Consider the following 24,587-nt stretch of genomic DNA (forward strand, 5'->3'; position numbering starts at 1 on the left):
CCGCCGCGATCGCCGCCTGGACGCTGCATCGGCACCCGCCGCCGCAGATGCGGGCAGGGCGGGCGTGACGATGCGCGCGATTCGACGAATGCGGCTGCTGAGTGCTCATGAAGGCCCGCCCTCAAGGTCATGCGGGAGAGGGCGAAGTTGATACCCAGGAATGTCGGCCGGACGCCGATGCGGCCGGGGATGCGCTCTTCGGCGAGGGGGTGCTCGGCCTCAATGAAGTCAACTGCGGCGAACACCTCGTCCCAGGTGACCTCCCTGCCGGCGAACCACCAGCGCCCGTCTCCGGCGAACTCCTGGCGGCTCGCCGGTCCTCCAGGCGGAGTGTTGCCGTAGGCCCACCACGCGGGCCAGTTGTGGAGGTGGACGCCGCGCTCGGCCTTCGACCGCGATATCCGGCGCAGGTGATGTGCGTGCTCAGGCCGGCGTTGGGGCGCGGGCGGAATTTGACCACGCCCTCTTCCGAGAGCACCCCCACACCGGAGAAACCACCAGGATGGGGTCTCCGGCGGCGTAGGCGTAGGGGTTGCTTTCCCTGCCGGAGGGATCGGGCTGGGTGAAGCGGCCGAGTTGGGGGGTCGTAGTAGCGGGCGCCCATCTTGTAGAGGCCGGACGTGTCGAGGTAGGTCGCGGTGCGCTTGCCGGAGGCGTCGACGAGGCCGATGACGCTGCCCTGGACATCGGTGAGGTAGTACTGGCTCGCCCCGCCGCTAGTCATGGCTCATGCGCCCGAGGTTTCGCGGACGAAACCGGTGGTGTTCGCAGGGCAATGATAATTTGGGCACCTTGTCAAATTCCAGACAAAGCGCCCAAATGTGGGTGGCAAATTTATCCTAGCTTGACCACCCTGCGGCGTACACGATTCCCAAAATCAACATCGCTGCACCAACAAGGCGAAATGCAATCGAGTTCGACGCTTCAAAGCGGCGCCCTGACCGTGAGCCAACTTCTCTCCCGAACCGTGGCCCCAGAAGCGCAATGGTGACGCCCATAACCGCGATGATGATTCCGACTAGAATGCGCATACAGCCGTCTCCCTGCGAAATTTATTTACGGCGGCGGCTTCTCGTGTAGAGAACAAATGCACCGATACCGAACAGGACAACCATTCCAATCGCAAGGAAAGGTGACCAGGACGGCCCATCTGGGCGGTTGTTCGCAAGAAGCAATAGTGGGGTCACTGCGTCCTCCGTCTATTTTTCACCATGTGTACTTTGCCGATGCAGAGCATTTGCCCGTACTTCCTCCCGTTCCTACTCCCTCGGATCCGTCGGTGGCAACGGAGAGTTCCGCCGGGCCGATGCCACAAGACACCTCGCCGGTCCAGCCGCTGTCTGCAGAGCCAGACGCCAAGCTGGCATTGGCACTGAGCCCGGGAGTGCCGGCGCCGAACTGCACATACGGGTGCAGGCTTCCGTCTTCATTGATGCTTACTCCGCCGCCGATGCAGAGCCAGAAGCATCCCTCTCCACCTATGTCGAAGGAGAGAAGACCGCTCTGATCGCTGCGGTTGATGGGGTCTCCGGCGGCGTAGGCGTAGAGGTTGCTTTCCCTGCCGGAGGGATCGGGCTGGGTGAAGCGGCCGAGTTGGGGGTCGTAGTAGCGGGCGCCCATCTTGTAGAGGCCGGACGGGTCGAGGTAGGTGCCGGTGTAGCGGTAGGGCTGGTTGGTGCCGGTGGTGGTGCGGGCCTCGCCGTAGGGGCCGTAGCTGTAGGTCGCGGTGCGCTTGCCGGAGGCGTCGACCAGGCCGATGACGCTGCCCTGTACGTCGGTGAGGTAGTACTGGCTCGCCCCGCCGGAGGTCATGGCTGTCAAGGTGCCCGAAGGTTCGCGGACGAAACCGGTGGCGTTCTCGCGCGTCATGCCGGTCGCGGCGTTGGTGAAGGTCGAACTGCCGCGCGTGAGACGGTCGTTGTGGTCGGTTCCGGCGTAGCTGTAGGTCGACGCGATGCCGGAGGCCGTCAGGCTGGAGAGCTGGGTGAAGGACGTCCACTCGCCGCCCGTGCGGGTACCGGTCGGGGAGGTGGCGGAGGTCTCGTTGCCGTCGCCGTCGTAGGTGAAGCCGGTGTTGCCGCCGAGTGAGGTCAGTTCGTTCGCGTTGTTGTACTCGCGGACGGACTGGGCCTTGTCGCAGGCGGGCAGGCTGGTGTCGATGGAACGGCCGGTCATGTTACCGGCCTTGTCGTAGCAGTAGGCCCAGCCGGCGGTGGTGGAGCCGTCCTTGGTCTCCACGGCCTTGGTCAGGCGGCCCTTGGAGTCGTAGGTGTAGGCGGTGGCTGCACCGTCGGTGGTGCGCTTGTTGATCTTGTCGGTGTCCTTGCCGGACTTGTTGTAGTCGTAGGTGATCGTGGACAGGACGGTCGTGCCGTTCTTGACCTCGATCTTCTCGGCGCGGCTGGACTTGTCGTAGTCCGTCTTCTGGACCGTGCCGCCGGGGTAGGTCGTGGTGGTGCGGTCGCCGTTCTTGTCGTAGTCGTAGGTGGTTGTCGCGCCGCCCGGCTGGGTGAGGGTGGCCAGCTGGTTGGCGTCGTTGTAGTCGTAGGTGAGGGTGCCGCCCGGGTCGGTGGTGGTCTTCACGTTGCCGGCGGCGTCGTAGGTCACCGAACTGGTACCGCCGGCAGGCAGGGTGCGGGTGCGTTCGCGGTTCTGTTCGTCGTAGGTGTAGCTGCTGGTGCCCGCCGGGGTGGTGCGCGTTTTGATGTTGCCGTCGGCGTCGTAGGTGAAGGTGGCGGTCTTGCCGTCACTGGTCTGGGTCTTGAGTCGGTCGCGTTTGTCGTAGGTGTAGACCGTCTTCACGCCTCGGCCGTCGGTGACGGTTTCGGTGCGGCCCAGATCGTCATGCGTGTAGGTGAGGTCGCCCTGTGCGGAGGGCCGGTCGACCTTGGTCAGGTTGCCCTTGGTGTCGTAGGTGAACGACGTCTTGTGGTCTTCGGGGTCGGTGGCCGAGCAGCGCTGGCCGGGCAGCCCCCCGCAGTCCATCGCTCCCGACTTCGGGTTGTAGTCGTAGGTCCACTTCGCGCCGTCGGAACCGGTGGTGGCGTCGGTCTGCGACATCATGTTGCCCGAGGTGTCGTAGCCATTGGTGACCTTGTCGCCGCTGGCGGAGGTGAGGGTCTCGGGGTAGTGGCCGCCGGCCTTCTGGGTCCAGGCCATCGTGGACTGCGCGCCGGTGGGCTGGGTCGCCGACTTCGGATTGAAGGAGTCGTCGTAGTCGAACTTGACGGTGTTACCCGGAGTCGATCCGACCCCCATCCCGTCGACCGCGCTGGTGACGTTGTTGTCCGGCCCCCACGTCTTGGAGCGCTCACGGCCCAGCGGGTCGGTGGTCTTCTTGACTCGCCAGCGGGCGTCGACCGTCTTCTGGGTGTGCTTGCCGCGCGGATCGGTGATCCGGACGACACCCTCTCCCTCGCTGCCGGGCTGCGGGAGGATGTAGCGGAAGGCGGTGGTGGCACCGGTTCCGGCGGTCTTGTCGACGACGCGGGTGATCGAGGCGAGCCGGTTGGTGTCCCAGGTGAAGCGGGTCTCGCGGCCCTCCGGGGTGGTCACCTTCGTCATGCGGTGCGAGGTGTCGTAGTCGAAGACGGTGGTCTTGCCGTCGGTGTCGGTGAACGTCTTCAGATCGTCCCCGGACCACATGTAGGTGGCGAACCGGCCGGTGTTGTCAGTGACCTTGGTGATCTGCCGGCCGTCGTTGGTGAAGGTCAGGGTGCGGCCGGAGGCGGCGGTGATCTTCGAGGTGAAAGCGCCGGAATAGCTGATGGTCGTGGCGTTGCCGTTCTTGTCCTCGACCTTACTCACCCGTGCGTCCCCGGTCGTGCCGGAGCGGGTGAAGGTGGTCTTCTGACCGTTCTTGCGGGAGGTGAGGGTGAAGGACTTCTTGTCCGAGGACTGGGTCAGGTCCTGCTTGTAGCCGGGGGCGGGGGTGAAGTTCGAGCCGTCGCGCTCGAACACGGCGATCGTGCTGGAGGGGCCCTGGACATAGACCGACGTGGTGTTGGGCTCGTGGATCAGGTAGTCACTGCCGGTCGTCGCCTTCCAGCTGGTGTTCAGGCCGTTGTAGGCATGCCCCAGCGACAGGCCGGGGCCGGCGTCGGCGATGTCGAAGGCGTTCACGCTGACCAGCAGGTTGCCGTTGCCGTAGTTGACCTGCGCACCCACCGAGTCCGATAACGGCGCCTTGTGGAACTCCGACCACGGGACCTGGCCGATGCCCAGGCCCTGGAAGGTGGACTGCAGGATGCCGGCCGTCACCAGCTCGCGGTCCTTGCCCGCGACCCCGATGGGCGTGCTTCTGGGCGCCTTGGTCTGCCCCACGGGGGAGGACGAGTTCGGCTTCGGAGACGGTTCGTCGAGGCCGGGCGACGCTGACGCCTGCATGGGTAACAGAGCAAGTAACAGTGCCGCGCCGGTTGTTGTGGCGACTGCGGCGGTGGAGGCGGTACGTCTGCCGCGTCTGGTGCCGCTTCTGGGCGCCTTGTTTTCGGGCATGGCAGGGTGCACGACGGTCTCTCCTTGGATCGTTCGGGCCTTCACAGCCGGTTGACGGGAGGCAGACCTCGACGGGTGGCAGCCGGTGGACGGCTGTCACCCGCGCTCGGTGTCTGCCTTGCGTGGTGACCCCGGCCCAGGACGACGCACTGGATCAGCGCGGGGCCGGCGGTCGGGCACTGCGTATGGAATCGACGGGCAGCCGCGCCGCGATCGGGTCAGCAGCGCTTGGACGTCCTGGCGGAATAGCCGCCCTGCTCGTCGGCGATGGTCAGGGTGCCGTCGCCGGAGGTGCAGTCACCCACCGTGTCGGCGCCGTTGCCCCAGAACTCCTGGTTGTGCGTGTCGAACTCGGTGCGAGCGCCGAGCAGCGTCTCGCGGTCGTAGGACCACACGCCGACCTGGAGGTCGAAGGTGATCCCTTTGTCCAGGAACGACTTCCACACCCACACGTAGCCGTAGTTCTCCTTGCACTCGGGCGAGTAGAACTGCTTGACCGAGGCGATCTGCTCCGTACCCCGGTAGGCGTACGACGTCGTGCCGATCTGATAGGCGTCCGAGCACACACCTGCGGCCTGAGCACGTGCGGACAGCGGATTACCCGCCTCCGACGGCACAGATGACACGGGCGACTGCCGCTCCGCCGGCGTCGGCCCCGTCCCCGCGGACGCGGTACCCGCGCACGCCAATACCGTTGCGAATCCTGCCGCCGCAAGCGACAGCGTCCGGTGAGCACGCTTCACGTGAATCCCTCCCCTGGGCATGCAGAATCGAACAACCAGCGTGGTTCGGTGCCGCATGAATGAAAGACGCATTCCCCGATGCACCTTCACATCATCCTTGGAGGGCGGTGCGGACTAAATAATTCCGCGATTCGATCACGCACGGCTAAGGTAATCACATGCCGTTATCGAACGGATTTGGAATGCGTTCCCCTTCGAAACCAGGGTCAAGCCGCGTTCATGATGCTGGAAAGCGAAGGTGCTGCCGCTTGCTGTCTGAGCATCCACAGATGCCCCTCCAGTAGTGACGTGCCCCACATGAATGCTCGGGTAACACCTGGGCACACGACGATGTTTCATCGGCCGTTCACCGCGGCGGGTGCTCAGCGGAACGGGTGCTCGCCGGGGTGGCCGACGGCGGTCCGTACGCGGGTCCGCTGCGCCGGGAGGCGGCGGGGGCGTCCAGACAGGACCGCCGAGCGAGCCCCCACGCCACGACGACGAGGGCCACGCTGCCGACCGCGGTGAACCGCGCGCCCACCGTCGCACCGCGGTACAGCAGCCCCGCGGTGAGCCCCGCACAGGCGACGGGACCAGGACTAGGACGGGACCGCTTCCGCTGGTCAGCCCGTCGTGGACGTAACGAGCGTCGTCGTGGGTCACGGCAAGGCCGACGACGGCCAGTACGGCGATGACGAGGAGGATGCACCAGGCCCGCATCCGGGGGCAGCCGACGAGCTCGGCGGCGTCGAAGCGGCGGGCGGCGGCACTGAGGAACACCGCACCGAGGAACGCGGTACCAGGACCCCGGGGCGTTCGCCCGTCTCATCCACGACGTGGAGACCAAGTTCTTCGACGTCCTCCCGGACGAGACGTGGGTCTACCCGGGACACGGCAACGACACGTCACTGGGCGCGGAGCGCCCGCATCTGCCGGAGTGGCACGCGCGCGGGTGGTGAGCAGTGAGCGGGGCGGCTCCTCGCCGTTGCGCGTCGGGCGCCTTCGCGTGGAGGGGTGGGCGGCGCACGCGCCCCATGTGAATCGTTCGCACGCGCCGGTGTCGCACGCGCGCTCCCCCCGTACGTAGTTGCGCAGTCAACTGGTCTCAGCCCCGCGCAGGATGACGGCTCCTGGGCGGATGGGCCGCCGGCCTGTCGATCCCCGCCCTCGGCCGGCGGCCCCGGCGCAGGCCGACACCACGGCGGCCGGGGCCCGTTCACACCACCGCAACACCCGTTCCCACTATCCGGACAGGTGTTGCCGTGACCTCGACAAACGGGACCGCCGGCTGTCAATCTCCCGCCATGCAACCCGTCCCGCGTGCCCTGCGCCGCGCAGCCGTCGCCGTCGCCCTCCTCACCGCCGCCATGGGCTGCGCTCCGCAGCCCGAGGAAGCGGGCAAGCCGTCCTCGCCCGCAGCGAACGCCTGCGAGAAGGGCAAGTTGGCCACCAGGACTTCGGGCAAGCTGACGATCGCCACCGACGAGCCCGCCTACGAGCCCTGGTTCGAGGACGACAAGCCCGCCAACGGCAAGGGTTACGAGTCGGCGGTCGCCTACGCCGTCGCCGAGCGGCTCGGCTACGGCAAGGACAAGGTCGCCTGGCAGACCGTCCCCTTCAACAAGGCCTTCGCGCCCGGCGAGAAGACCTTCGACTTCGACATCAACCAGGTCTCCATCAGCCAGGAGCGCAAGAAGGCCGTGGACTTCTCCTCCGGCTACTACGACGTACGCCAGGCCGTCGTCGCGCTGAAGGGTTCCAAGGCCGCGAAAGCGAAGAGCATCGCCGCCCTGAAGGGTGTGAAGCTGGGCGCACAGGTCGGCACCACCAGCCTCGACTACATCGACGACGTGGTGAAGCCCCGGCAGGCCGCCGCTGTTTACGGCAAGAACGACCAGGCCAAGTCCGCCCTGAAGAACGGCCAGGTCGACGCGATCGTCGTCGACCTGCCGACCGCCTTCTACATCACCGGCGCCGAGATCACCGACGCGACGATCGTCGGCCAGTTCGAGAACCAGGGCGGTGCCCCGGAGCAGTTCGGTCTCGTGCTCGACAAGGGCAGCGCGCTCACCCCCTGCGTCTCACGGGCGGTGGACGCCCTGCGCGAGGACGGCACGCTCGCGAAGATCGAACAGCAGTGGCTGTCGGACGCCGTCGACGCGCCGGTGCTCAAGTGACGGTGCACAAGGAGGAACTGAGCCCGGGCGAGCACGATGCCGCGGACGGCTACGTCCCGTCGCAGCGGCGCCTGGACCGGGAGCGCCACCAGCGCGCCCGCGCCCGGCGCGCGACGGCGATCGGCGCGTTCTCGACCCTGGTCACGGCGGTCCTCCTCTACCTGGTCGTCGTCAACGCACCGGGCTGGCCGCGCACCAAGGAGACGTTCTTCGACGCCGGTTACGCGCGCGAGGCGTTCCCCAAGGTGCTCGAAGGACTGTGGCTGAACGTCATGCTGCTGCTGATCTGCGGGGTCGCGGTGCTCGTCCTCGGGATGCTGATCGCCGTGGCCCGCACGCTGCGCGGGCCGGTGTTCTTCCCGCTGCGCTTCCTGGCCGCCGCGTACACGGACTTCTTCCGGGGGCTGCCGCTCATCATCAACCTGATGATCGTGGTCCTCGGCGTCCCCGCGCTGCGGCTCCAGGGGGTGACCGTCGATCCGGTGCTGCTCGGCGGCGCCGCGCTCACCCTGACGTACTCGGCGTACGTCGCCGAGGTCTTCCGCGCCGGCATCGAGTCCGTGCACCCCTCGCAGCGCGCCGCGGCCCGCTCACTGGGGCTGAGCAACCGCCAGGCGCTGCGGTACGTGGTGCTGCCCCAGGCGGTGCGCCGTCAGGTGCCGCCGCTGCTGAACGACCTGGTGTCGCTGCAGAAGGACACGGGGCTCGTTTCGATCGGCGGTGCGGTGGACGCCGTGCGGGCCGCCGACATCATCGTGGGCCGCAGCCTCAACTACACGCCCTACATCGTCGCCGGGCTGGTCTTCGTCGCGCTGACCATCCCCATGACCCGCTTCACGGACTGGGTGACGGCACGGATGGACCGCCGGCAGGCCCAGGGAGGAACCGCATGAGCGATACGCCCGTGCTGCGCATGGAGTCCGTCCGCAAGACCTTCGGCGGCTCGGTCGTCCTGCGGGACGTCGACCTGGAGGTCACCCCGCACACGGTCACCGCGCTGATCGGCGCCTCCGGCTCCGGCAAGTCCACCCTGCTGCGGTGCGCGAACCTGCTGGAGGAGATCGACGACGGGGCGATATGGCTCGACGACGAGGAGATCACCGACCCGCGCACCGACCAGGACGCCGTGCGCCGCCGGATCGGCGTGGTCTTCCAGGCGTACAACCTGTTCCCGCACATGACGGTCCTGGACAACATCACGCTCGCCCCGCGCCGCGTGCACGGCGTGCCCCGGGCCGAGGCCGAGGCACGCGCGCGTGAGCTGCTGGAGCGGCTGGGGCTGGGCGGGAAGGCCGCCGAGTACCCGGACCGGCTGAGCGGCGGCCAGCAGCAGCGCGTGGCGATCGTCCGCGCCCTGGCCGTACGTCCGCGGCTGCTGCTGCTCGACGAGATCACCGCCGCCCTCGACCCCGAGCTGGTGGGCGAGGTCCTCACCGTGGTCCGCGGGCTGAAGGACGAGGGCATGACCATGGTGCTGGCGACGCACGAGATGGGCTTCGCCCGGGAGGTCGCCGACCAGGTGTGCTTCCTGGAGGGCGGCGTGGTGCTGGAGCGCGGCACCGCCGAGCAGGTCTTCGGGGATCCGCGGCAGGAGCGCACCCGGCGCTTCCTGCGGCGGATCGTGGAGGCGGGGCGCCTGTAGGAAACGGGTGGTAAGGGGCGACCGCCATGGTCGGCGGGGCTTACCGGCGCCCCTTCACGCGTCCGCCTTGCCCGCCCCGGCCAGCGCCGCGACGCGCTCCACGCCGAACACGTACCCCTGCACGCCGCATCCCGCGATGACCCCGTCGGCGCGCAGCGAGACGTAGGAGTGGTGCCGGAACGACTCGCGCTGGTGGATGTTGGAGATGTGGACCTCCAGCACCGGCAGGCCGTCACAGGTGTTGAGGGCGTCCAGGATGGCGACGGAGGTGTGCGAGTAGGCACCCGGGTTGATCACGATGCCGCAGTGGTTCAGCCGCGCCTCGTGGATCCAGTCGACCAGCTCGCCCTCGTGGTTGGACTGGCGGAAGTCCACGGTGCCGCCGTGCGCGGCCGCCGCCTTGACGCACAGAGCCTCGACGTCGGCGAGGGTGTCGGAGCCGTAGATCTCCGGCTGGCGCCGGCCGAGCAGGTTCAGATTCGGGCCGTTGAGGATCATGATCGGGGCGTGGGCCAGGGTGCGGGGCACGGTTCCTCCGGTCCGTTCGGGGTCGTGCGGCCCGTGGCGGACCGCTGCTCACAGCCGGTTTATCACGGTACGCACGCCGGTCTCGCCTCGGTGCACACGCCGGTTCCCCACGGTACGCACGCCGGTCTCGCCTCGGTGCACACGCCGGTTCCCCACGGTACGCACGCCGGTCTCGCCTCGGTGCACACGCCGGTTCCTCACGGTACGCACGCCGGTCTCGCCTCGTACGCGCCGCGTATACACGGTGCGCCGGCGGCCCGCCCGGTCGTAGCCTCCCGGCATGACGAGCCTGACCAGCCCGAGCTATCCGCCCAAGCCGTCCCCCGGCGACCGCATCGCAGTGATCTCGCCCTCCTCGGGCCTGCCGGGGCTCTTCCCGCTCCCCTACGAGCTGGGGCTCGAGCGGCTACGCAAGGAGTTCGGGCTGGAGCCGGTGGAGTATCCGGCGACCCGGACCATGGGCTCCACGCCCCGGGAGCGCGCCGACGACCTTCACGCCGCCTTCGCCGACCGGGGATCAAGGCGGTCGTCGCGTCGATCGGCGGGGACGACCAGATCACCGTGCTCCGGTACCTGGACCGGGAGTTGATCCGCGCGAACCCGAAGCCGTTCTTCGGGATGAGCGACAACACGAACCTGCTCGCGTTCCTGCACACCTGCGGCATCGTCGGATTCCACGGCGCGAGCGTGATGTGCGAGCTGGGCCGTCCCGGGGCCATGCACCCGCTCACCGCGGAGTCCCTGCGGGCAGCCCTCTTCTCTCCGGGACCGTACGAGTTGAGGCCCGCCGAGCGGTGGCGTGACATCGACCGCGACTGGGCGGACCCGGCGACCTTCGACGCCGAGCCGGAGACCCGGCCCGGCACCGGCTGGACCTGGGTGAACCCCGGCCGGGTGGTCGAGGGCCGCAGTTGGGGCGGCTGCCTGGAGATCCTCGCCTGGCTGCTGATGGCCGACCGGGAGGTCGCCCCCGACCTGTCCGCGTACGACGGCGGCGTGCTGCTCCTGGAGACCTCGGAGGACATGCCGAGCGCCACGGAGGTCTTCCGCACCCTGCGCGGCATGGGCGAACGCGGACTGCTGGAGCGCTTCTCCGCCCTGCTGATGGGCCGTCCCAAGACATGGTCCTTCGAGCGGCCCAACACCCCGAGGAGGCGGCACGTTACGCGGCCGACCAGCGCGAGGCCGTCCTTCGCGCCATGCGGACCTACGCCCCCGGCACCACCGTCGTGTTCGACGTGGACTTCGGGCACACCGATCCGCAACTGGTGATCCCGTACGGCGGCACCGTGCGCGTGGACGGACCCGCCCGGCGCATCACGGTCACGTACTGAGAACCCCCGGGCCCCCCGCGCGCCCCCGTAACCGGCGATCACGGTGGGTAGTTGACGCGGCATGCACGACGTACGCACCGTAAGGGCACCCTCCATGCCGCGCCTCGCGGCCGCCTCGCTCGCCGGCACGGCCATCGAGTTCTACGACTTCTTCGTCTACGGCACCGCGGCGGCCCTGATCCTCGGGCCGTTGTTCTTCCCGACCTTCTCTCCGATGGCCGGGACGCTGGCCGCCTTCGCCACCTTCGGTGTCGGTTTCGTGGCCCGGCCGCTCGGATCGATCCTGTTCGGGCACATCGGGGACCGGCGCGGTCGTCGGCCGGTCCTCGTCGCCTCCCTGCTGCTGACCGGGGCCTCCACGGTCGCCGTCGGCTGCGTGCCGACGTACGACTCGATCGGTGTGGTCGCTCCGCTGCTGCTCCTGGTCCTGCGCTTCCTGCAGGGGCTGGGGCTCGGCGGGGAGTGGGGCGGGGCGGTGCTGCTGGCCGTGGAGCACGCGCCGGCCCGGCGGCGGGTGCTGTGGTCGAGTTTCCCGCAGGTCGGGCCCGCGCTGGGGTTCCTGCTCGCCAACGGTGTGGTGCTGGGGCTGTCCTCGGCCCTGACGGAGGCGCAGTTCGCCGCTTGGGGGTGGCGGGTGCCTTTCTGGGCCGCGGGGGTCCTGGCCGTCGCCGGGCTGTGGCTGCGGTCGCCCCTCACCGAGAGCCCGAGCTTCCTCGAGATCGACGACCACGCGCGCGTGCCGCTCGCCGAGGTCGTCCGGGACCACTGGCGACTACTGCTGCTGACGGGCGGCGGCCTCGCCATCGGCTACGCGATCTTCTACGCCGTGACGACCTGGTCCCTCGCCTACGGCACGGAGCGGCTCGGAGTGAGCCGCTCCGTCATGCTGACCTGCATCATGGGCGCGGTGCTCGTGAAGGGTGCTCTCACGCCGCTGGTGGCGCTGCTCGGCGACCGCTACGGCAGGCGCCCGCTGTGCCTGGCCGGTTCTGCGGGCGCGGCCCTGTGGATGTTCCCGATGGTCGCGCTCCTCGCCACCGGGGCGCCGCTGCCGATGTTCCTCGGTTTCCTCGGGGCGATGCTCGCGTTCATCACGATGTTCGCCGTGATCGCCGCCTATCTGCCGGAGCTGTACGAGCCGCGGGTGCGCTGCACCGGCGCCGCCGTCGGCTACAACCTCGGCGGGGTCGCAGGAGGCGCGCTCACACCGATCGTGGCGACGGCGCTCGCCGAGCAGGGCGGGCGGGTGCCGTGGGGTGTGGCCGCGTATCTGACGGCGATCGCGCTGTTCAGCCTCGGGTGCTTCGCGTTGCTGCCGGAGACGCGCCCGGTGCGGGTGGGCGCGGCCGCGGAGGCCGCTGCCGGATGAGCCGCAGGTGCTGTCGCAGCGCCCGGCGGACACCCGCGCCGCCCGCCTACGGGTTGATCGCCAGCTCCAGGTACGCCGCGAACAGCACCAGATGGACCCCGCCCTGGAGCGGCGTGGCCCTGCCCGGCACCACCGTCAGGGAGGCCACCACCACGGTCAGGGCGAGCAGCACCATGTGTGTAGCGCCGAGGCCGAGGACGAGCGGGCCGGAGAGCCACAACGACGCGAGGGCCACGGCGGGGATGGTCAGGCCGATGCTGGCCATGGCCGAGCCCAGGGCGAGGTTCAGGCTGGTCTGCACACGGTCGCGGCGGGCGGAACGCAGTGCGGCGATGGTCTCCGGGAGCAGCACCAGCAGGGCGATGATCACACCGACGACGGCAGGGTGGAGTCCGGCGGCCTCGACACCGGACTCGATGGTGGGCGAGACGCCCTTGGCCAGGCCGACCACGCCCACCAGGGCCAGGCCGAGCAGGGCCAGGCTGATCCGGGCGGTGAGGGCGGTCGGCGCCTCGGCGTGCTCCTCGGAGGTGATGACCTCGCCGTGCCGGGTGATCGGCAGGAAGTAGTCCCGGTGCCGCACGGCCTGCGTGGTGACGAACAGGCCGTACAGGATGAGCGAGGACACCGCGGCGAAGGTCAGCTGCACGGTGGAGAACTCGGGTCCCGGCTTGCTCGTGGTGAACGTGGGCAGGACCAGGCTGAGCGTGGCCAGGGTCGCGACGGTGGCGAGTGCGGCGCCGGTGCCCTCAGGGTTGAAGACGGCCGTGCCGTGCCGCAGTGAGGCGACGAGGAGGCACAGGCCGACGATGCCGTTGCAGGTGATCATGACGGCCGCGAATACCGTGTCCCGGGCCAGGGTCGCGCTCTTGTCCCCGCCATCGGCCATGAGGGTGACGATGAGGGCGACCTCGATGATCGTGACGGCGACGGCGAGCACGAGGGAGCCGAACGGTTCGCCGACCCGGTGAGCCACCACTTCGGCGTGGTGCACAGCGGCCAGGACGGCTCCCGCGAGGACCAGGGTCACCAGGGCGACGACCGCGACCGGCAGATCGCGCCCCCAGGTCAGCACCAGCAGCACGACCGCGAGCAGCGGCACCAGGGTCGTCCACCGTGCCGCGAACCGCCTGAGCCGAGCGATCATGACGCGATCGTCGCAGACGGGCAGGGGCCCTGCACCCCGGTCGTACCGGGCCCCCGAGAGCGTCCTGAGAAGCTACTTGAGGTCACGCGCGTCCAGGAGGTCGCAGTTGGTGAACACCCGTTCGCCCGAGCTGAGTGCGTCCAGCCGCTGAGCCATCGCGCTGGTCTCGGGGTCGTCATTGTTGCGCATGGCCTCCTCGTACGAGTCGAACTCGATCAGCGCCAGATAACGGCTGGGCTTGTCCCGGTCCTTGAGGAGCATGCTGCGGGTCGGGCCGTTCGTGCGGTCGGCGTTGCGCCGGCCCGCCTCCTCGAGCACCTGCTGCATCTCTTCCAGACGCTCGGTCTCGAACTCGATGATCTGCACGAACTTCATGGCGCCTCCAGCCGGCCACCGCGCCCCCGGGCCGGGGAACGCGCTCAGGAAACAAGCAAGCACCGGGACCGGCGGTCGGCAATTCGCGGAGCGCCGGTCCCTGTGATGCTTGTTCCTACGCCCGACGTGGTCAGGCGTCGATGCTGTCCTTCGGAGCGCCTCCGCTCCCGCCCTGCGCCGCCTCGGCCGCCGCCTGCTTCTTGGAAGCGCGCAGGCTGGTGATCGTGGTGACGATCAGGACAGAGCAGATCACGCCGAGCGAGACCGGAATGCTGATCTCGGGGACGTGCACCCCGGACTCGTGCAGGGCGTGCAGCACCAGCTTCACGCCGATGAAGCCCAGGATGATCGACAGGCCGTAGCTGAGGTGGACCAGCTTCTTCAGCAGCCCCCCGATGAGGAAGTACAGCTGGCGCAGACCCATCAGGGCGAACGCGTTCGCGGTGAACACGATGTACGGGTCCTGCGTCAGGCCGAAGATCGCGGGGATGGAGTCGAGGGCGAAGAGCACATCGGTGGTGCCGATCGCCAGCATCACGACCAGCATCGGGGTCATGACCCGCTTGCCGTTCTCCTCGATCCACAGCTTGGTGCCGTGGTACCGGTCCGCCACGCCGAAGCGGCGCTCGGCGGCCTTGAGCAGCTTGTTCTCCTCGAACTCCTCGTCCTCCTCGTCGGCCCGGGCCTCCTGGATGAGCTTCCAGGCGGTCCAGATGAGGAAGGCGCCGAAGAGGTAGAAGACCCAGGAGAAGCTGGCGAGGATCGCCGCGCCGGCGGCGATGAAGATCGCTCGCAGGACCAGGGCGATGAGAACACCGATCAGCAGGACGCGCTGCTGGTACTGCGACGGCACCGCGAACTTCGCCATGATCAGGACGAAGACGAAGAGGTTGTCGACGCTGAGCGACTTCTCGGTGATGAAGCCGGCGAAGAACTCACCGGCGGGCTGGCCACCCGCGAACAGGAGCAGGCCGAACCCGAAGAGCGCGGCCAGCACGATCCAGACGACCGTCCAGATTCCGGCTTCCTTGATCGACACGTCGTGCGGCTTGCGGCCGATGAAGAAGTCGACCGCGATGAGGGCGGCGAGGCCCACGATCGTCAGGACCCATAGGGTCACGGAAACATCCACTGCGCCTCCGGCAGTCGTAACGGCAAATGTCAGCGTCGTCGCTGCCGGAGGTCTCTTCCACCCAAGGATGGGCCGACGCCCCGGGATCTGGCCTGATCCGTATTGACGGGAACGCCGCAGCAGACAGGGAGTACTCCCCTCCGTGTCCCCAACAGTACCCAATCACCAAGAACAGGTAAAGCGCTTGGCAAAAGAAAGACCAAAACCCCTGTTCAGGGGCTTTACGAGAACTTGGTGCGGGCGGCGGCCACCTGGCTGAGGACCTGCTGGAGGACCCGGCTGCCGGGCGGCACGAGCGCCGGCTCGTACGTCCACGTGTGACCGACCCAGGGGTCCGCGAGGTGATCGTCGGCCACCGGCGTCAGTCGCAGCAGCGAACGCCACAGGGGGTCGAGCAAAGGACCGTACCCGGAGGACTCCTCCCGGTCGGCCACCATCATCAGATGGACGCCGAAGGCGGGGCCCTCGTCGGCGAGGTAGCGCAGCTGGTTCACGGCCCGGTCGTCGAAACCGTGCGGGAAGTCGTTGACGATCAGGAGCTGCTGGGAGGTGTCGAAGCCGGGCGGGAGGGAGTCGGCGGCGCCGCCCCGGACCGCCATCTGCACCAGGTCGACCCGCTGAGTGAGCCGGCCCAGCACGTCCGCCACGCCGGCGGCCCCACGCGCCGGCGGAGCCGCGAGCACGCCCGTCCGCACGAGGGGGGCCAGCGACTGCGCCCCGGAACCGGCCGGGTCGATGACGTGGACGGTGAACTCGCCCGCCGGGTAGACGGCGAGCAGCCGGGCCGCGTGCGCGACGGCCGTCTCCATGGCGAGACGGCTCATGGCGTGGGCATCGGTGAACGAGCCGTCGGACGATCCGGCCGCTCCGCTGTCGATCCACAGGCCTCGCTCCAGCGGCAGCCGGACCAGCATCGGGATCCGGATCCGGTCGGCCTCCGGAAGGTGGAGGTCGCCCAGGCGCAGGGCCATGGGTATCTCCATCGGCACCCGGTAGGCGTGCCACACCGGGTTGTCCCAGCGGGCGTACGCCGGCGGCAGGGCCGGTTCCACGACGTCGGCCTCGGCGGCGAGCTGGGTCAGGTCCCGGTCGAGGGCCTCTCGGGCCTGGACGACGAGCTCGGCGTGCCGGGCCCGCGCCGCCTCGCGGGCGGCGTCGCCCTGCCCGCCGATCCGGCTGCGCGGGTCGGACAGGACCTGCTCCAGCTCCTTGTCCATGCGTGACTCCGCGAAGTCGACGGCGCTGCGGTAGGCGGCGGTCGTGCGGGCCAGGTCCTCGAACATGCCCCACACCTGGTTGTAGAGCCGCTCCTCCATGGACCAGCCGGTCGCGTCGCCCGCCACGGGCTGCGCGGGCTGCCCGGGCGCGGCCGGGGGCGCGGTCGGCGGGGGCGGCGGCGGAGCGGCGTTCTGGCGGCGCGGGTGGCTGTAGTCGATCGGGCCGCCGGTCGTGGGCGCGGACGGCTGGGTGACGGCGTCGGGGCCCGGCGTGGCGCCGGGATACGACGGCTGCTGAGGGCCGGGCTGCAACGGACCGCCTGGCGTCTGACCGCCGTAGGGGGACATCGGAGAGCCGGGACCGGGCTGGGGCGCGGTGCCGCCTTGGTCCGGGCCGAGGGCGGGAGCCGCTGCCTGCCGGGAGCGGTCGCCGTCGGCCGTGCGGGGCGGTGGCGCCTGTACCGAGCGGGCCAGCCCCTGGGCGACCGCGTCGTTGATGCTGCCGGCGAGCTGCCGGGCTTGCGGAAGGCCCTGGTCGGTGAGGAGTTCGGCGAGGCCGCCCGCGTAGCCCTGGCCGACGGCACGCACCTTCCAGGCGCCCTGCCGCCGGTAGAGCTCCAGGGCGACGACGGCCGACTCGGCCTCCAGACCGGTGATGGTGTAGCTGGCGACCTCCCCGCCGTCGAGACCGGTGACGGCGACGAAGGGGGCGGCCACGGCGCCGAAACGGACCGGTCCCGTCCCGCCGAGGGGCAGGGCGAGCAGCACGCTGACCCGGTGGACGGCCTCGAAGACGGCGTCGAGGTCCACCGCGAGACGGTGGTCGGCGGCTGCCTGCCGGGGAACCTCGAGACCCGGCTGGGCGGGTGCGCCCGGATGGGCCACCCACTCCACACCGTGGATCCGGCCGTTCTCGTCACCGAGTGCGGCCACGGCCACGACCGGCGTACCGGCCGAGATCCGGATCTCGAGACGGGCCTGGGAGAGCGGGTGGTTCTGCCCCCGCACCAGCTCGGCCGTCATCGCCTTGGTCCCCCTGTGTCGTTGTGTGGAGTCGGGTGCTGCCCGCCGGGCCCTCGCCTCCAGGGCCCGGGTGGACTCAGAGCACCGGCAGGATCGCCGGCATCAGGTCCTGGAAGGTGCGGCCGTTGGCCGGGTTGCCCAGGGCCGTCATCGTCCAGCCCTGACCCGAGCGGTGGACCTTGGCCATGATCTGGGCCGTGTACTGGCCGCCACCGGCGAGCGTGTAGCGGGCCAGCTCCTGGCCGTTGGACTCGTCGACCAGCCGGCAGAACGCGTTCTGCACTTCCTGGAAGGTCTGGCCCGTGAAGGAGTTCACGGTGAAGACGATCTGGTCGATGTGGACCGGGACCCGCGCCAGGTCGACGAGGATCGCCTCGTCGTCGCCGCCCTGGCCGACACCGCCGACGAGGTTGTCACCGGTGTGGCGCACTGAGCCGTCGTCGCTCACCAGGTGACGGAAGAAGACGACGTCGACCGGCTGCTTGTCCGCGAACAGGACGGCGGAGGCGTCGAGGTCGACCTCTCGCGTGCGCGAGCCGAACAGGCCGCGCCGGGGAGCCGCCTGCCAGCCGAGACCCATGCGAACCGCGGTCAGGCTGCCACCGTCGTTCTTCTGCAGACTGATGGCCTGACCCTTGGTCATGTTGACGGTCACGCGCTGATTCCCCTCTCGAACGTCCCCTGTTACCGCGTGGTCGCGGTTGACCAGAACCCTACGCAGGGGCACTGACCGTGACGTAGACCGCTCCGCACTTTGTGTCGGTCTTGCAACACTGCGCGTGTGCGGCACGCTGTCAGGCCAGGCCCGCCTCCTTCATCTGGCGCAGTTCCTTCTTCATCTCGGAGACCTCGTCGCGCAGCCGGGCCGCGATCTCGAACTGGAGCTCCGCGGCGGCGGCCCGCATCCGCGCGGTCAACTCCTCGATCTGCCCGGCCAGTTCGGCAGCGGGGCGGTCCGTCGGCACGGTTTCGGTGGCCTTGCCCTTGCCCTTGGCGGACTTGGCATGGCCCGCCGCCTTGCCACCGAGGGACGGCACGGGCGCCTTGGTGCCCCCGCCGTCCTTCTTGGCCTTGCGGTAGCCCGAGCCGAGCAGCTGCTCGGTGTCGATGTCCTCGCGGGCGATCTGGGCGACGATGTCGTTGATCTTCTTGCGGAGCGGCTGCGGGTCGATGCCCCGTTCCGTGTTGTACGCGATCTGCTTCTCGCGGCGCCGGTTGGTCTCCTCGATGGCCTTCTCCATCGCCGGGGTGATCTTGTCGGCGTACATGTGGACCTGGCCGGACACGTTGCGCGCGGCGCGGCCGATGGTCTGGATCAGGGAGGTGCCGGAGCGGAGGAAGCCCTCCTTGTCGGCGTCCAGGATCGCCACCAGTGACACCTCGGGCAGGTCGAGGCCCTCGCGCAGGAGGTTGATTCCTACCAGCACGTCGTACTCGCCGGCGCGCAGTTCACGCAGCAGTTCGACCCGGCGCAGGGTGTCGACGTCGCTGTGCAGATAGCGCACCTGGATGCCCAGTTCCAGGAAGTAGTCCGTGAGGTCCTCGGCCATCTTCTTGGTGAGCGTGGTGACCAGGACGCGCTCGTCCTTCTCTGTGCGCTGCCGGATCTCGTGCACCAGGTCGTCGATCTGGCCCTCGGTGGGCTTGACGACGACCTCGGGGTCGACGAGGCCGGTGGGGCGGATGATCTGCTCGACGAAGCCGTCCGAGCGGGACATCTCGTACGTGCCCGGAGTGGCCGACAGATAGACCGTCTGGCCGATGCGCTCCTGGAACTCCTCCCACTTCAGGGGGCGGTTGTCCAGGGCGGAGGGCAGCCGGAAGCCGTGGTCGACGAGGGTGCGCTTGCGGGAGGCGTCGCCCTCGTACATCGCGCCGATCTGCGGGACGGTGACGTGGGACTCGTCGATGACGAGGAGGAAGTCGTCCGGGAAGTAGTCCAGCAGAGTGTTGGGCGGGGAGCCGGGCGAGCGGCCGTCGAAGTGCATCGAGTAGTTCTCCACACCGGAGCAGCTGCCGATCTGGCGCAGCATCTCGATGTCGTACGTGGTGCGCATGCGCAGGCGCTGGGCCTCCAGCAGCTTGCCCTGCTTCTCGAGCTCGGTCAGGCGCTCGGCCAGTTCCTTCTCGATGTCGTTGACGGCCCGCTCCAGGCGCTCGGGGCCTGCGACGTAATGGGAGGCCGGGAAGACGTAGAGCTGCTGGTCGTCGCTGATGATCTCGCCGGTGAGCGGGTGCAGGGTGGACAGCGCCTCGATCTCGTCGCCGAACATCTCGATGCGGACGGCCAGCTCCTCGTAGACCGGGAAGATCTCGATGGTGTCGCCGCGGACGCGGAAGGTGCCGCGGGTGAAGGCCATGTCGTTGCGCGTGTACTGGATGTCCACGAAGCGGCGCAGCAGCTCGTCGCGGTCGATCTCCTCGCCGACCTTGAGGGGGACCATGCGGTCCACGTACTCCTGCGGGGTGCCGAGGCCGTAGATGCAGGAGACCGAGGCGACCACGACGACGTCACGGCGGGTGAGCAGCGAGTTCGTCGCGGAGTGGCGCAGGCGCTCGACCTCCTCGTTGATCGAGGAGTCCTTCTCGATGTAGGTGTCCGACTGCGGTACGTAGGCCTCGGGCTGGTAGTAGTCGTAGTACGAGACGAAGTACTCGACGGCGTTGTTCGGCAGCAGCTCGCGGAACTCGTTCGCCAGCTGGGCGGCCAGGGTCTTGTTCGGCGCCATCACGAGCGTGGGGCGCTGGAGCTTCTCGATCATCCACGCGGTGGTGGCGGACTTGCCGGTGCCGGTCGCGCCGAGCAGCACGACGTCCTTCTCGCCGGCCTCGATGCGCCGGGCCAGGTCGGCGATGGCTGTCGGCTGGTCGCCGTTCGGCTGGTAGGGGCTGACGACCTCGAAGGGCGCCACCGTGCGTTCGATCTTTGAAACGGGCCGCATGGGTTCCACCGTACGACCTGGCACTGACAACGGGCTCTGATCAGCGGTTCTGAGGGGTGCGGGAAGCCCGGTGCTCCACGGTGCGGCGAGGGCGGAACCGCAGGCGCTGGGCGGAGTGGCGGACGTGGGTGTGGGCGGGGACGCCGGGTTTGTGCTCGGCGGGGACGACGGTGAGCTTCCCCATGACCATCAGCGGGTCGAACATCACCACGACGCCCGCGAGGAGCAGGAAGGCGAGCGGGCCGATCAGCATGGGCCCGAGCAGTGTCGCGGGCGAGTCCCCCGTGGTGGGTTCGGCCGTGCCGTGCAGGTGGACGCTGAGGGCGGCCATGCCCGTGTAGTGCATGCCGCTGACGGCGAGCCCCATGACGAGGCTGGCGCCCACGCTCCACAGGAAGCCCCTGATCTGGCCGGCGGCCCACAGGGCGGCGGTGGCGGCGCCCATGGCGATGACGACGGAAATGCCCACGGTGACGGTGTTGTACTCCAGCTTCCCGTCCAGGCTCATGCTGGCCATGCCCAGGTAGTGCATGGAAGCGATGCCCAGGCCGGTGATGGTGCCGCCGGTGAACAGGGCCGTACCGCGCGCGCCCTTGTAGCCGACGATGAAGATCCCGATGCCCACCATGATGATCGCGACGGCCAGACTCGCGAAGGTCATCGCCTTGTCGTAGTGGATCGGGGTGCCTCGGACGGTGAACCCCATCATGGCGACGAAGTGCATGGTCCATATGCCGGAGCCGATGGCGGCGGAGCCGAGGGCGAGCCAGCCCGGGCGCCAGGACTGGGCGACGAGCATGGATCTCGTGGTGCACCGCAGGCCCAGCGCGCCGCCGAGGCAGGCCATGAAGTAGGCCACCAGGGGTGTGACCAGGCCGTAGCTGAATCCGTCGACCGTGCCCTGCATGCGCGGCTGCCCTTCCCGCCCTCGTACGTCCCGGAATTACTGATGTGCGCCCCCTCCCAGGACCGCACCAGCGGTCAGGGTTGACGCAGAGAGTATGACCCCCACCGGAATGGTCGAACGACTTTCCGGCAAAGAAACACGGCCTTGCCGCAGTTGTGCGGTACCAGTGAGCGGAGTTGGGCCTTCCCCGTTCAGCGTGTGGCCATCCCGCACCCCTCTCGCGTTGACCCTCTGCTGTCAGAGTTGTGCTGTCTGTGATGTTGCCGTTCGCTCGTCGCGAGGAGTACGCATGCACGCGCGCGCTGTTGCCGCCTCGACCACCGCACTCCTGGGGACCGCCGCTCTCCTGTTCCCCGTCTCCCCCGCGCAGGCCGCGGGTGGTGACCCGTCCCCGCTGGTCATCGGGCACCGGGGGGCCTCCGCGTATGCGCCCGAGAACACCCTGGCCTCCCTCGACGCAGCCGCGGAGCTGGACATCCGCTGGGTGGAGAACGACGTGCAGCGGACACGTGACGGAGAGCTGGTCGTCATCCACGACGACACCCTCCGGCGCACTACCGACGCGGAGGAGGTGTATCCCGACCGGGCACCCTGGCGGGTGGAGGACTTCACGGCCGCGGAGATCGCCCGTCTGGACGCGGGCAGCTGGTTCGGTCCCGCGTACGCGGGGGTGCGCGTGCCGACGCTGGAGCAGTTCGTGCGCCGCCTGGAGAGTCATCGTCAGAAGCTGCTCCTGGAGATCAAGAATCCGGAGCTGTATCCGGGCATCGAGCGGCAGACGCTGAAGGTCCTCAGCAACGAGGGCTGGCTCGACCGGTCGCATCTGGCGGGCCGGCTGATCGTGCAGAGCTTCAGCGCGGACAGCGTGCGGACGGTGCACGAGCTGAAGCCCGGTGTGAAGACCGGCCTCCTGGGGACGCCACGGCTGCCGGACCTGCTCGACTGCGCCGAGTTCGCCGACCAGATCAACCCCTCCTACAGCTCGCTCACCCCGGCCTACGTCTCCTCCGTCCAGGCGTTCGACGGACCGCACGGCAGGCCGATGAAGGTTTTCGCCTGGACGGTCGACGACGCGAAGACGGCCCGGCGGGTCGCCGGTTACGGCGTCGACGGGATCATCACGAACAGGCCGGACGTGGTGCGAAGGGCCGTGGGCGACTGATCGGCGTTCCGCCCGGGAGGGCGTTGTCAGTGGCGGGTCCTACTGTGGGCGCATGGACAGCCGAGAGCAGGTCGAGCCGCACATCGTGTGGGCGGTCGTCGACAGTGGGATCGGGCCGTTGCTGCTGGCCGCGAGCCGGGACGGGCTGGTCAACGTCGTGTTCCACGCCACGGACGCGGTGCGGGACCGGGCCCTCGAGCGGCTGGCGGCGCGGCTGGGCACCGAGCCCGTCGAGGCGCCCGGCTCGCCGCTGCTGGCCGAGGCGATAGGCCAGCTCGATGCGTACTTCGCGGGTGAGCGGCGGGACTTCGACCTGCCTCTGGACTGGTCGCTGATCTCCGGCTTCAACCGGGCGGTCCTGCGTGAACTGGCCTCGGGCGTGCCGTACGGCCAGGTCGTCGGATACGGCGACCTGGCCGGACGCGTCGGTCAGCCGGGCGCCGCCCAGGCCGTGGGCATGGCGATGGGCGCCAATCCGCTGCCGGTGGTGGTGCCCTGTCACCGGGTAGTGGAGAGCGACGGCGGCATCGGCGGCTTCGGGGGTGGCCTGGAGACCAAGCGGCGGCTGCTCGCCCTGGAGGGTGTGCTTCCCGAGCCGCTCTTCTGAACGGCGGCTCCCGTGCGAGCCGATGGGCTCGGTCAGTCGTAGTGCCGGGCCTCGAAGACGTTGCCGTCCGGGTCGCGGAAGTAGAAGCTGCGGGTGGCCTTGCCCTGGGCGCCGAAGGAGCCCTGCGCGAGGTCCGACATCGGCACGGAACGTTCTTCCAGGCGGCTGAGGAGGGCGTCGAAGTCGCCACGGGGCAACGACAGGCAGACGTGGTTGACCGGGTGCCCCGCGCTGTCGGCGGAGCCGGGCAGCATCGTCATGCGCTCCGCGTAGCTCAGCGGCATGAGGTCGAGGATGGTCTCGCCGTTGAGGCGCACGGAGGGGAAGGGCGCCTCACCCGCCGCGAATTCCGCGAGCCGCACCGCTTCCAGGCCGACGGCCTTCTCATAGAAGTCCGCGGCGGCGAGCGGGTCGTGCACCCAGAGGACGACGTGGTCGAGGCGAGGTGTGCGGTCGGTCATCCCTCCAGGCTCGTGAGGACTCCGGCTGCCCGCAAGGGTTTGGCCCGGTCCGCCGCCCGCCAGAGATGAGGGAAGACGACTGACCGGCTGACAGGAGGCAGGCGCGTGGTGCTGGTGGTGTCCGAAGAAGTGCGGGAGGCGATCGACGCGCGCCGGCCCGTAGTGGCCCTGGAATCCACGATCATCGCCCACGGGCTGCCGCGGCCGCGCAATCTCCAGGTGGCACTGGAGCTGGAGACGGCCGTACGGCAGGAGGGCGCGGTGCCCGCCACGATCGCCGTGCTGGACGGGCGCCCGTGTGTGGGCCTGGACAAGGAGCAGCTGGAACGGGTCGCCAACGAGGACGGGATCCGCAAGCTCGGCCACCGCGACCTGCCGCTCGCGGTGGCGTCCGGGGCGAGCGGGGCGACCACGGTGTCGGCGACGGCGCTGCTGGCGGCGCTGGCGGGGGTACGGGTCTTCGCGACGGGCGGGCTCGGCGGGGTGCACCGGGAGTGGACGGCGACGCAGGACGAGTCGGCCGACCTGGGGCTGCTGGCGCGCACGCGCATCACGGTGGTGTGCGCCGGGGTGAAGTCGATCCTGGACGTGCCGGCGACCCTGCAGCGGCTGGAGACGCTGGGGGTCGCCGTGGCCGGTTACGGCACCGGCCGGTTCCCCGGCTTCTACCTCTCGGACTCCGGGCATCCGGTGGACTGGACGCTCAAGACGCCGGGGGAGGTGGCGGAGGCCATGCGCGCCCAGGACGCGCTCGACGGGCCGGATTCGGCGCTGATCGTCGCCAACCCCGTGCCCGAGGACGAGCAGCTGGACCCGGATTTGCACGCGCGGGTGCTCACGGAGGCGCTGCAGGCGTGCGCGCAGGAGGGCATCACCGGCCAGGCGGTCACCCCCTTCCTGCTCGACCACCTGGTGCGGCACACCGACGGCGCCTCCCTGAGCGCCAACCTGGCGGCGGTCCGGGGGAGCGTTCGCCTGGCGGCACGGATCGCGGCGGCCTGGGCCCGGCGATGACGACGGCCGGCGAAGCGGGGCCGGAAGGAAAGACGGGCTCCGGGCGTCCGGGCGACGCGGTCGGCCGGGGGCCGCTGGGCCCGGAAGGGCGAACGGGCTCCGGGCGCACGGGCGACGCGGTGGGCCGGGGGCCTCTGGGCCCGGGAGGGCGAACGGGAGCCGGGTGCTCGGACGACGTGGCCGGCCAAGGACGGCTGAGCCCGAAAGGGCGAACGGGCGCCGAGCGCACGGGCGACGCGGCCGGCCAAGGACGGCTGAGCCCGGAAGGGCGAACGGGCGCCGGGCGCACGGGCGACGCGGCCGGCCAGGGACTGCTGGGCCCGGAAGGGCG

General features: G+C 69.6%; 19 protein-coding genes and 2 pseudogenes. 9 read left to right on the plus strand and 12 right to left on the minus strand.

Going from position 1 to position 24,587, the window contains the following annotated elements:
- Positions 1-501 precede the first annotated feature (501 nt).
- The 3 genes and pseudogenes from AB0F04_RS08160 to AB0F04_RS08170 all read right to left on the minus strand — a co-directional run.
- Positions 502-760 (minus strand): annotated as a pseudogene (locus AB0F04_RS08160) (RHS repeat-associated core domain-containing protein); the annotation flags it as partial.
- Between the two features lie 446 nt (positions 761-1,206).
- A complete protein-coding gene (locus AB0F04_RS08165) occupies positions 1,207-4,386 on the minus strand; it encodes an RHS repeat-associated core domain-containing protein (RefSeq protein ID WP_362039045.1) in 3,180 nt (1,059 codons plus the stop codon).
- A 329-nt stretch (positions 4,387-4,715) separates the two neighbouring features.
- Entirely contained in the window at positions 4,716-5,123 is a 408-nt protein-coding gene (locus AB0F04_RS08170; protein ID WP_362039047.1) for a hypothetical protein, read from the minus strand.
- A gap of 932 nt (positions 5,124-6,055) precedes the next feature.
- Here AB0F04_RS08170 and AB0F04_RS08175 point away from each other — a divergent pair.
- The 4 genes from AB0F04_RS08175 to AB0F04_RS08190 all read left to right on the plus strand — a co-directional run bounded on the left by AB0F04_RS08175 (position 6,056) and on the right by AB0F04_RS08190 (position 9,038).
- Positions 6,056-6,178: a hypothetical protein gene (locus AB0F04_RS08175; protein ID WP_362039048.1), complete on the plus strand. Its 123-nt coding sequence runs from the start codon at positions 6,056-6,058 to the stop codon at positions 6,176-6,178.
- Positions 6,179-6,523: 345 nt separating this feature from the next.
- Complete coding sequence (locus AB0F04_RS08180; RefSeq protein WP_362039050.1) at positions 6,524-7,396, plus strand: ABC transporter substrate-binding protein; 873 nt, start codon at positions 6,524-6,526, stop codon at positions 7,394-7,396.
- Entirely contained in the window at positions 7,393-8,289 is an 897-nt protein-coding gene (locus AB0F04_RS08185; RefSeq protein ID WP_362039051.1) for an amino acid ABC transporter permease, read from the plus strand. The genes AB0F04_RS08180 and AB0F04_RS08185 overlap by 4 nt, the downstream gene beginning before the upstream one ends.
- Positions 8,286-9,038, plus strand: a complete 753-nt coding sequence (locus AB0F04_RS08190; protein ID WP_362039053.1) for an amino acid ABC transporter ATP-binding protein — start codon at positions 8,286-8,288, stop codon at positions 9,036-9,038. The genes AB0F04_RS08185 and AB0F04_RS08190 overlap by 4 nt, the downstream gene beginning before the upstream one ends.
- A 54-nt stretch (positions 9,039-9,092) precedes the next feature.
- Here the strand turns inward: AB0F04_RS08190 and aroQ are convergent, their stop codons facing one another.
- Complete coding sequence (gene aroQ / locus AB0F04_RS08195; RefSeq protein WP_362039055.1) at positions 9,093-9,566, minus strand: type II 3-dehydroquinate dehydratase; 474 nt, start codon at positions 9,564-9,566, stop codon at positions 9,093-9,095.
- 289 nt (positions 9,567-9,855) lie between these two features.
- Here aroQ and AB0F04_RS08200 point away from each other — a divergent pair.
- Positions 9,856-10,900, plus strand: a pseudogene (locus AB0F04_RS08200) (S66 peptidase family protein).
- Positions 10,901-10,994: 94 nt separating this feature from the next.
- The gene (locus AB0F04_RS08205) at positions 10,995-12,269 is read left to right on the plus strand and encodes an MFS transporter (RefSeq protein ID WP_362039057.1); all 1,275 of its coding nucleotides are present in this window, start codon (positions 10,995-10,997) and stop codon (positions 12,267-12,269) included.
- Between the two features lie 46 nt (positions 12,270-12,315).
- Here AB0F04_RS08205 and AB0F04_RS08210 read toward each other — a convergent pair whose 3' ends face one another.
- From AB0F04_RS08210 to AB0F04_RS08240, 7 genes are all read right to left on the minus strand, one after another.
- Positions 12,316-13,416 carry an ionic transporter y4hA gene (locus AB0F04_RS08210; RefSeq protein ID WP_362039058.1) on the minus strand — a complete coding sequence of 367 codons (1,101 nt, stop codon included), beginning with the start codon at positions 13,414-13,416 and terminating at the stop codon, positions 12,316-12,318.
- A 72-nt stretch (positions 13,417-13,488) separates the two neighbouring features.
- A complete protein-coding gene (locus AB0F04_RS08215; protein WP_362039059.1) occupies positions 13,489-13,791 on the minus strand; it encodes a hypothetical protein in 303 nt (100 codons plus the stop codon).
- A gap of 130 nt (positions 13,792-13,921) precedes the next feature.
- Positions 13,922-14,923: a TerC/Alx family metal homeostasis membrane protein gene (locus AB0F04_RS08220; protein WP_362039061.1), complete on the minus strand. Its 1,002-nt coding sequence runs from the start codon at positions 14,921-14,923 to the stop codon at positions 13,922-13,924.
- A 221-nt stretch (positions 14,924-15,144) separates the two neighbouring features.
- Positions 15,145-17,163, minus strand: coding sequence for a TerD family protein (locus tag AB0F04_RS08225; RefSeq protein WP_362039063.1), 2,019 nt, complete (start codon positions 17,161-17,163; stop codon positions 15,145-15,147).
- Positions 17,164-17,239: 76 nt separating this feature from the next.
- Positions 17,240-17,818 (minus strand): TerD family protein, encoded by a 579-nt coding sequence (locus AB0F04_RS08230; RefSeq protein WP_362039065.1) that lies wholly within the window; start codon positions 17,816-17,818, stop codon positions 17,240-17,242.
- 139 nt (positions 17,819-17,957) lie between these two features.
- A complete protein-coding gene (gene uvrB, locus AB0F04_RS08235; RefSeq protein ID WP_362039066.1) occupies positions 17,958-20,105 on the minus strand; it encodes an excinuclease ABC subunit UvrB in 2,148 nt (715 codons plus the stop codon).
- Positions 20,106-20,145: 40 nt separating this feature from the next.
- A complete protein-coding gene (locus tag AB0F04_RS08240; RefSeq protein ID WP_362039068.1) occupies positions 20,146-21,012 on the minus strand; it encodes an MHYT domain-containing protein in 867 nt (288 codons plus the stop codon).
- Between the two features lie 289 nt (positions 21,013-21,301).
- Between AB0F04_RS08240 and AB0F04_RS08245 the strand changes: the two genes are divergently transcribed.
- Together AB0F04_RS08245 and AB0F04_RS08250 are read left to right on the plus strand one after the other, a co-directional pair.
- The gene (locus AB0F04_RS08245; protein ID WP_362039070.1) at positions 21,302-22,174 is read left to right on the plus strand and encodes a glycerophosphodiester phosphodiesterase family protein; all 873 of its coding nucleotides are present in this window, start codon (positions 21,302-21,304) and stop codon (positions 22,172-22,174) included.
- Positions 22,175-22,226: 52 nt separating this feature from the next.
- Positions 22,227-22,781: a methylated-DNA--[protein]-cysteine S-methyltransferase gene (locus AB0F04_RS08250; RefSeq protein WP_362039072.1), complete on the plus strand. Its 555-nt coding sequence runs from the start codon at positions 22,227-22,229 to the stop codon at positions 22,779-22,781.
- Between the two features lie 32 nt (positions 22,782-22,813).
- Here AB0F04_RS08250 and AB0F04_RS08255 read toward each other — a convergent pair whose 3' ends face one another.
- Complete coding sequence (locus AB0F04_RS08255) at positions 22,814-23,242, minus strand: VOC family protein (RefSeq protein WP_362039074.1); 429 nt, start codon at positions 23,240-23,242, stop codon at positions 22,814-22,816.
- A gap of 105 nt (positions 23,243-23,347) precedes the next feature.
- Here AB0F04_RS08255 and AB0F04_RS08260 point away from each other — a divergent pair, with 105 nt between their 5' ends.
- A complete protein-coding gene (locus AB0F04_RS08260; protein ID WP_362039077.1) occupies positions 23,348-24,256 on the plus strand; it encodes a pseudouridine-5'-phosphate glycosidase in 909 nt (302 codons plus the stop codon).
- Positions 24,257-24,587: the final 331 nt, after the last annotated feature.

The sequence above is a fragment of the Streptomyces sp. NPDC029041 genome (assembly GCF_040637515.1).
Taxonomy (GTDB): domain Bacteria; phylum Actinomycetota; class Actinomycetes; order Streptomycetales; family Streptomycetaceae; genus Streptomyces.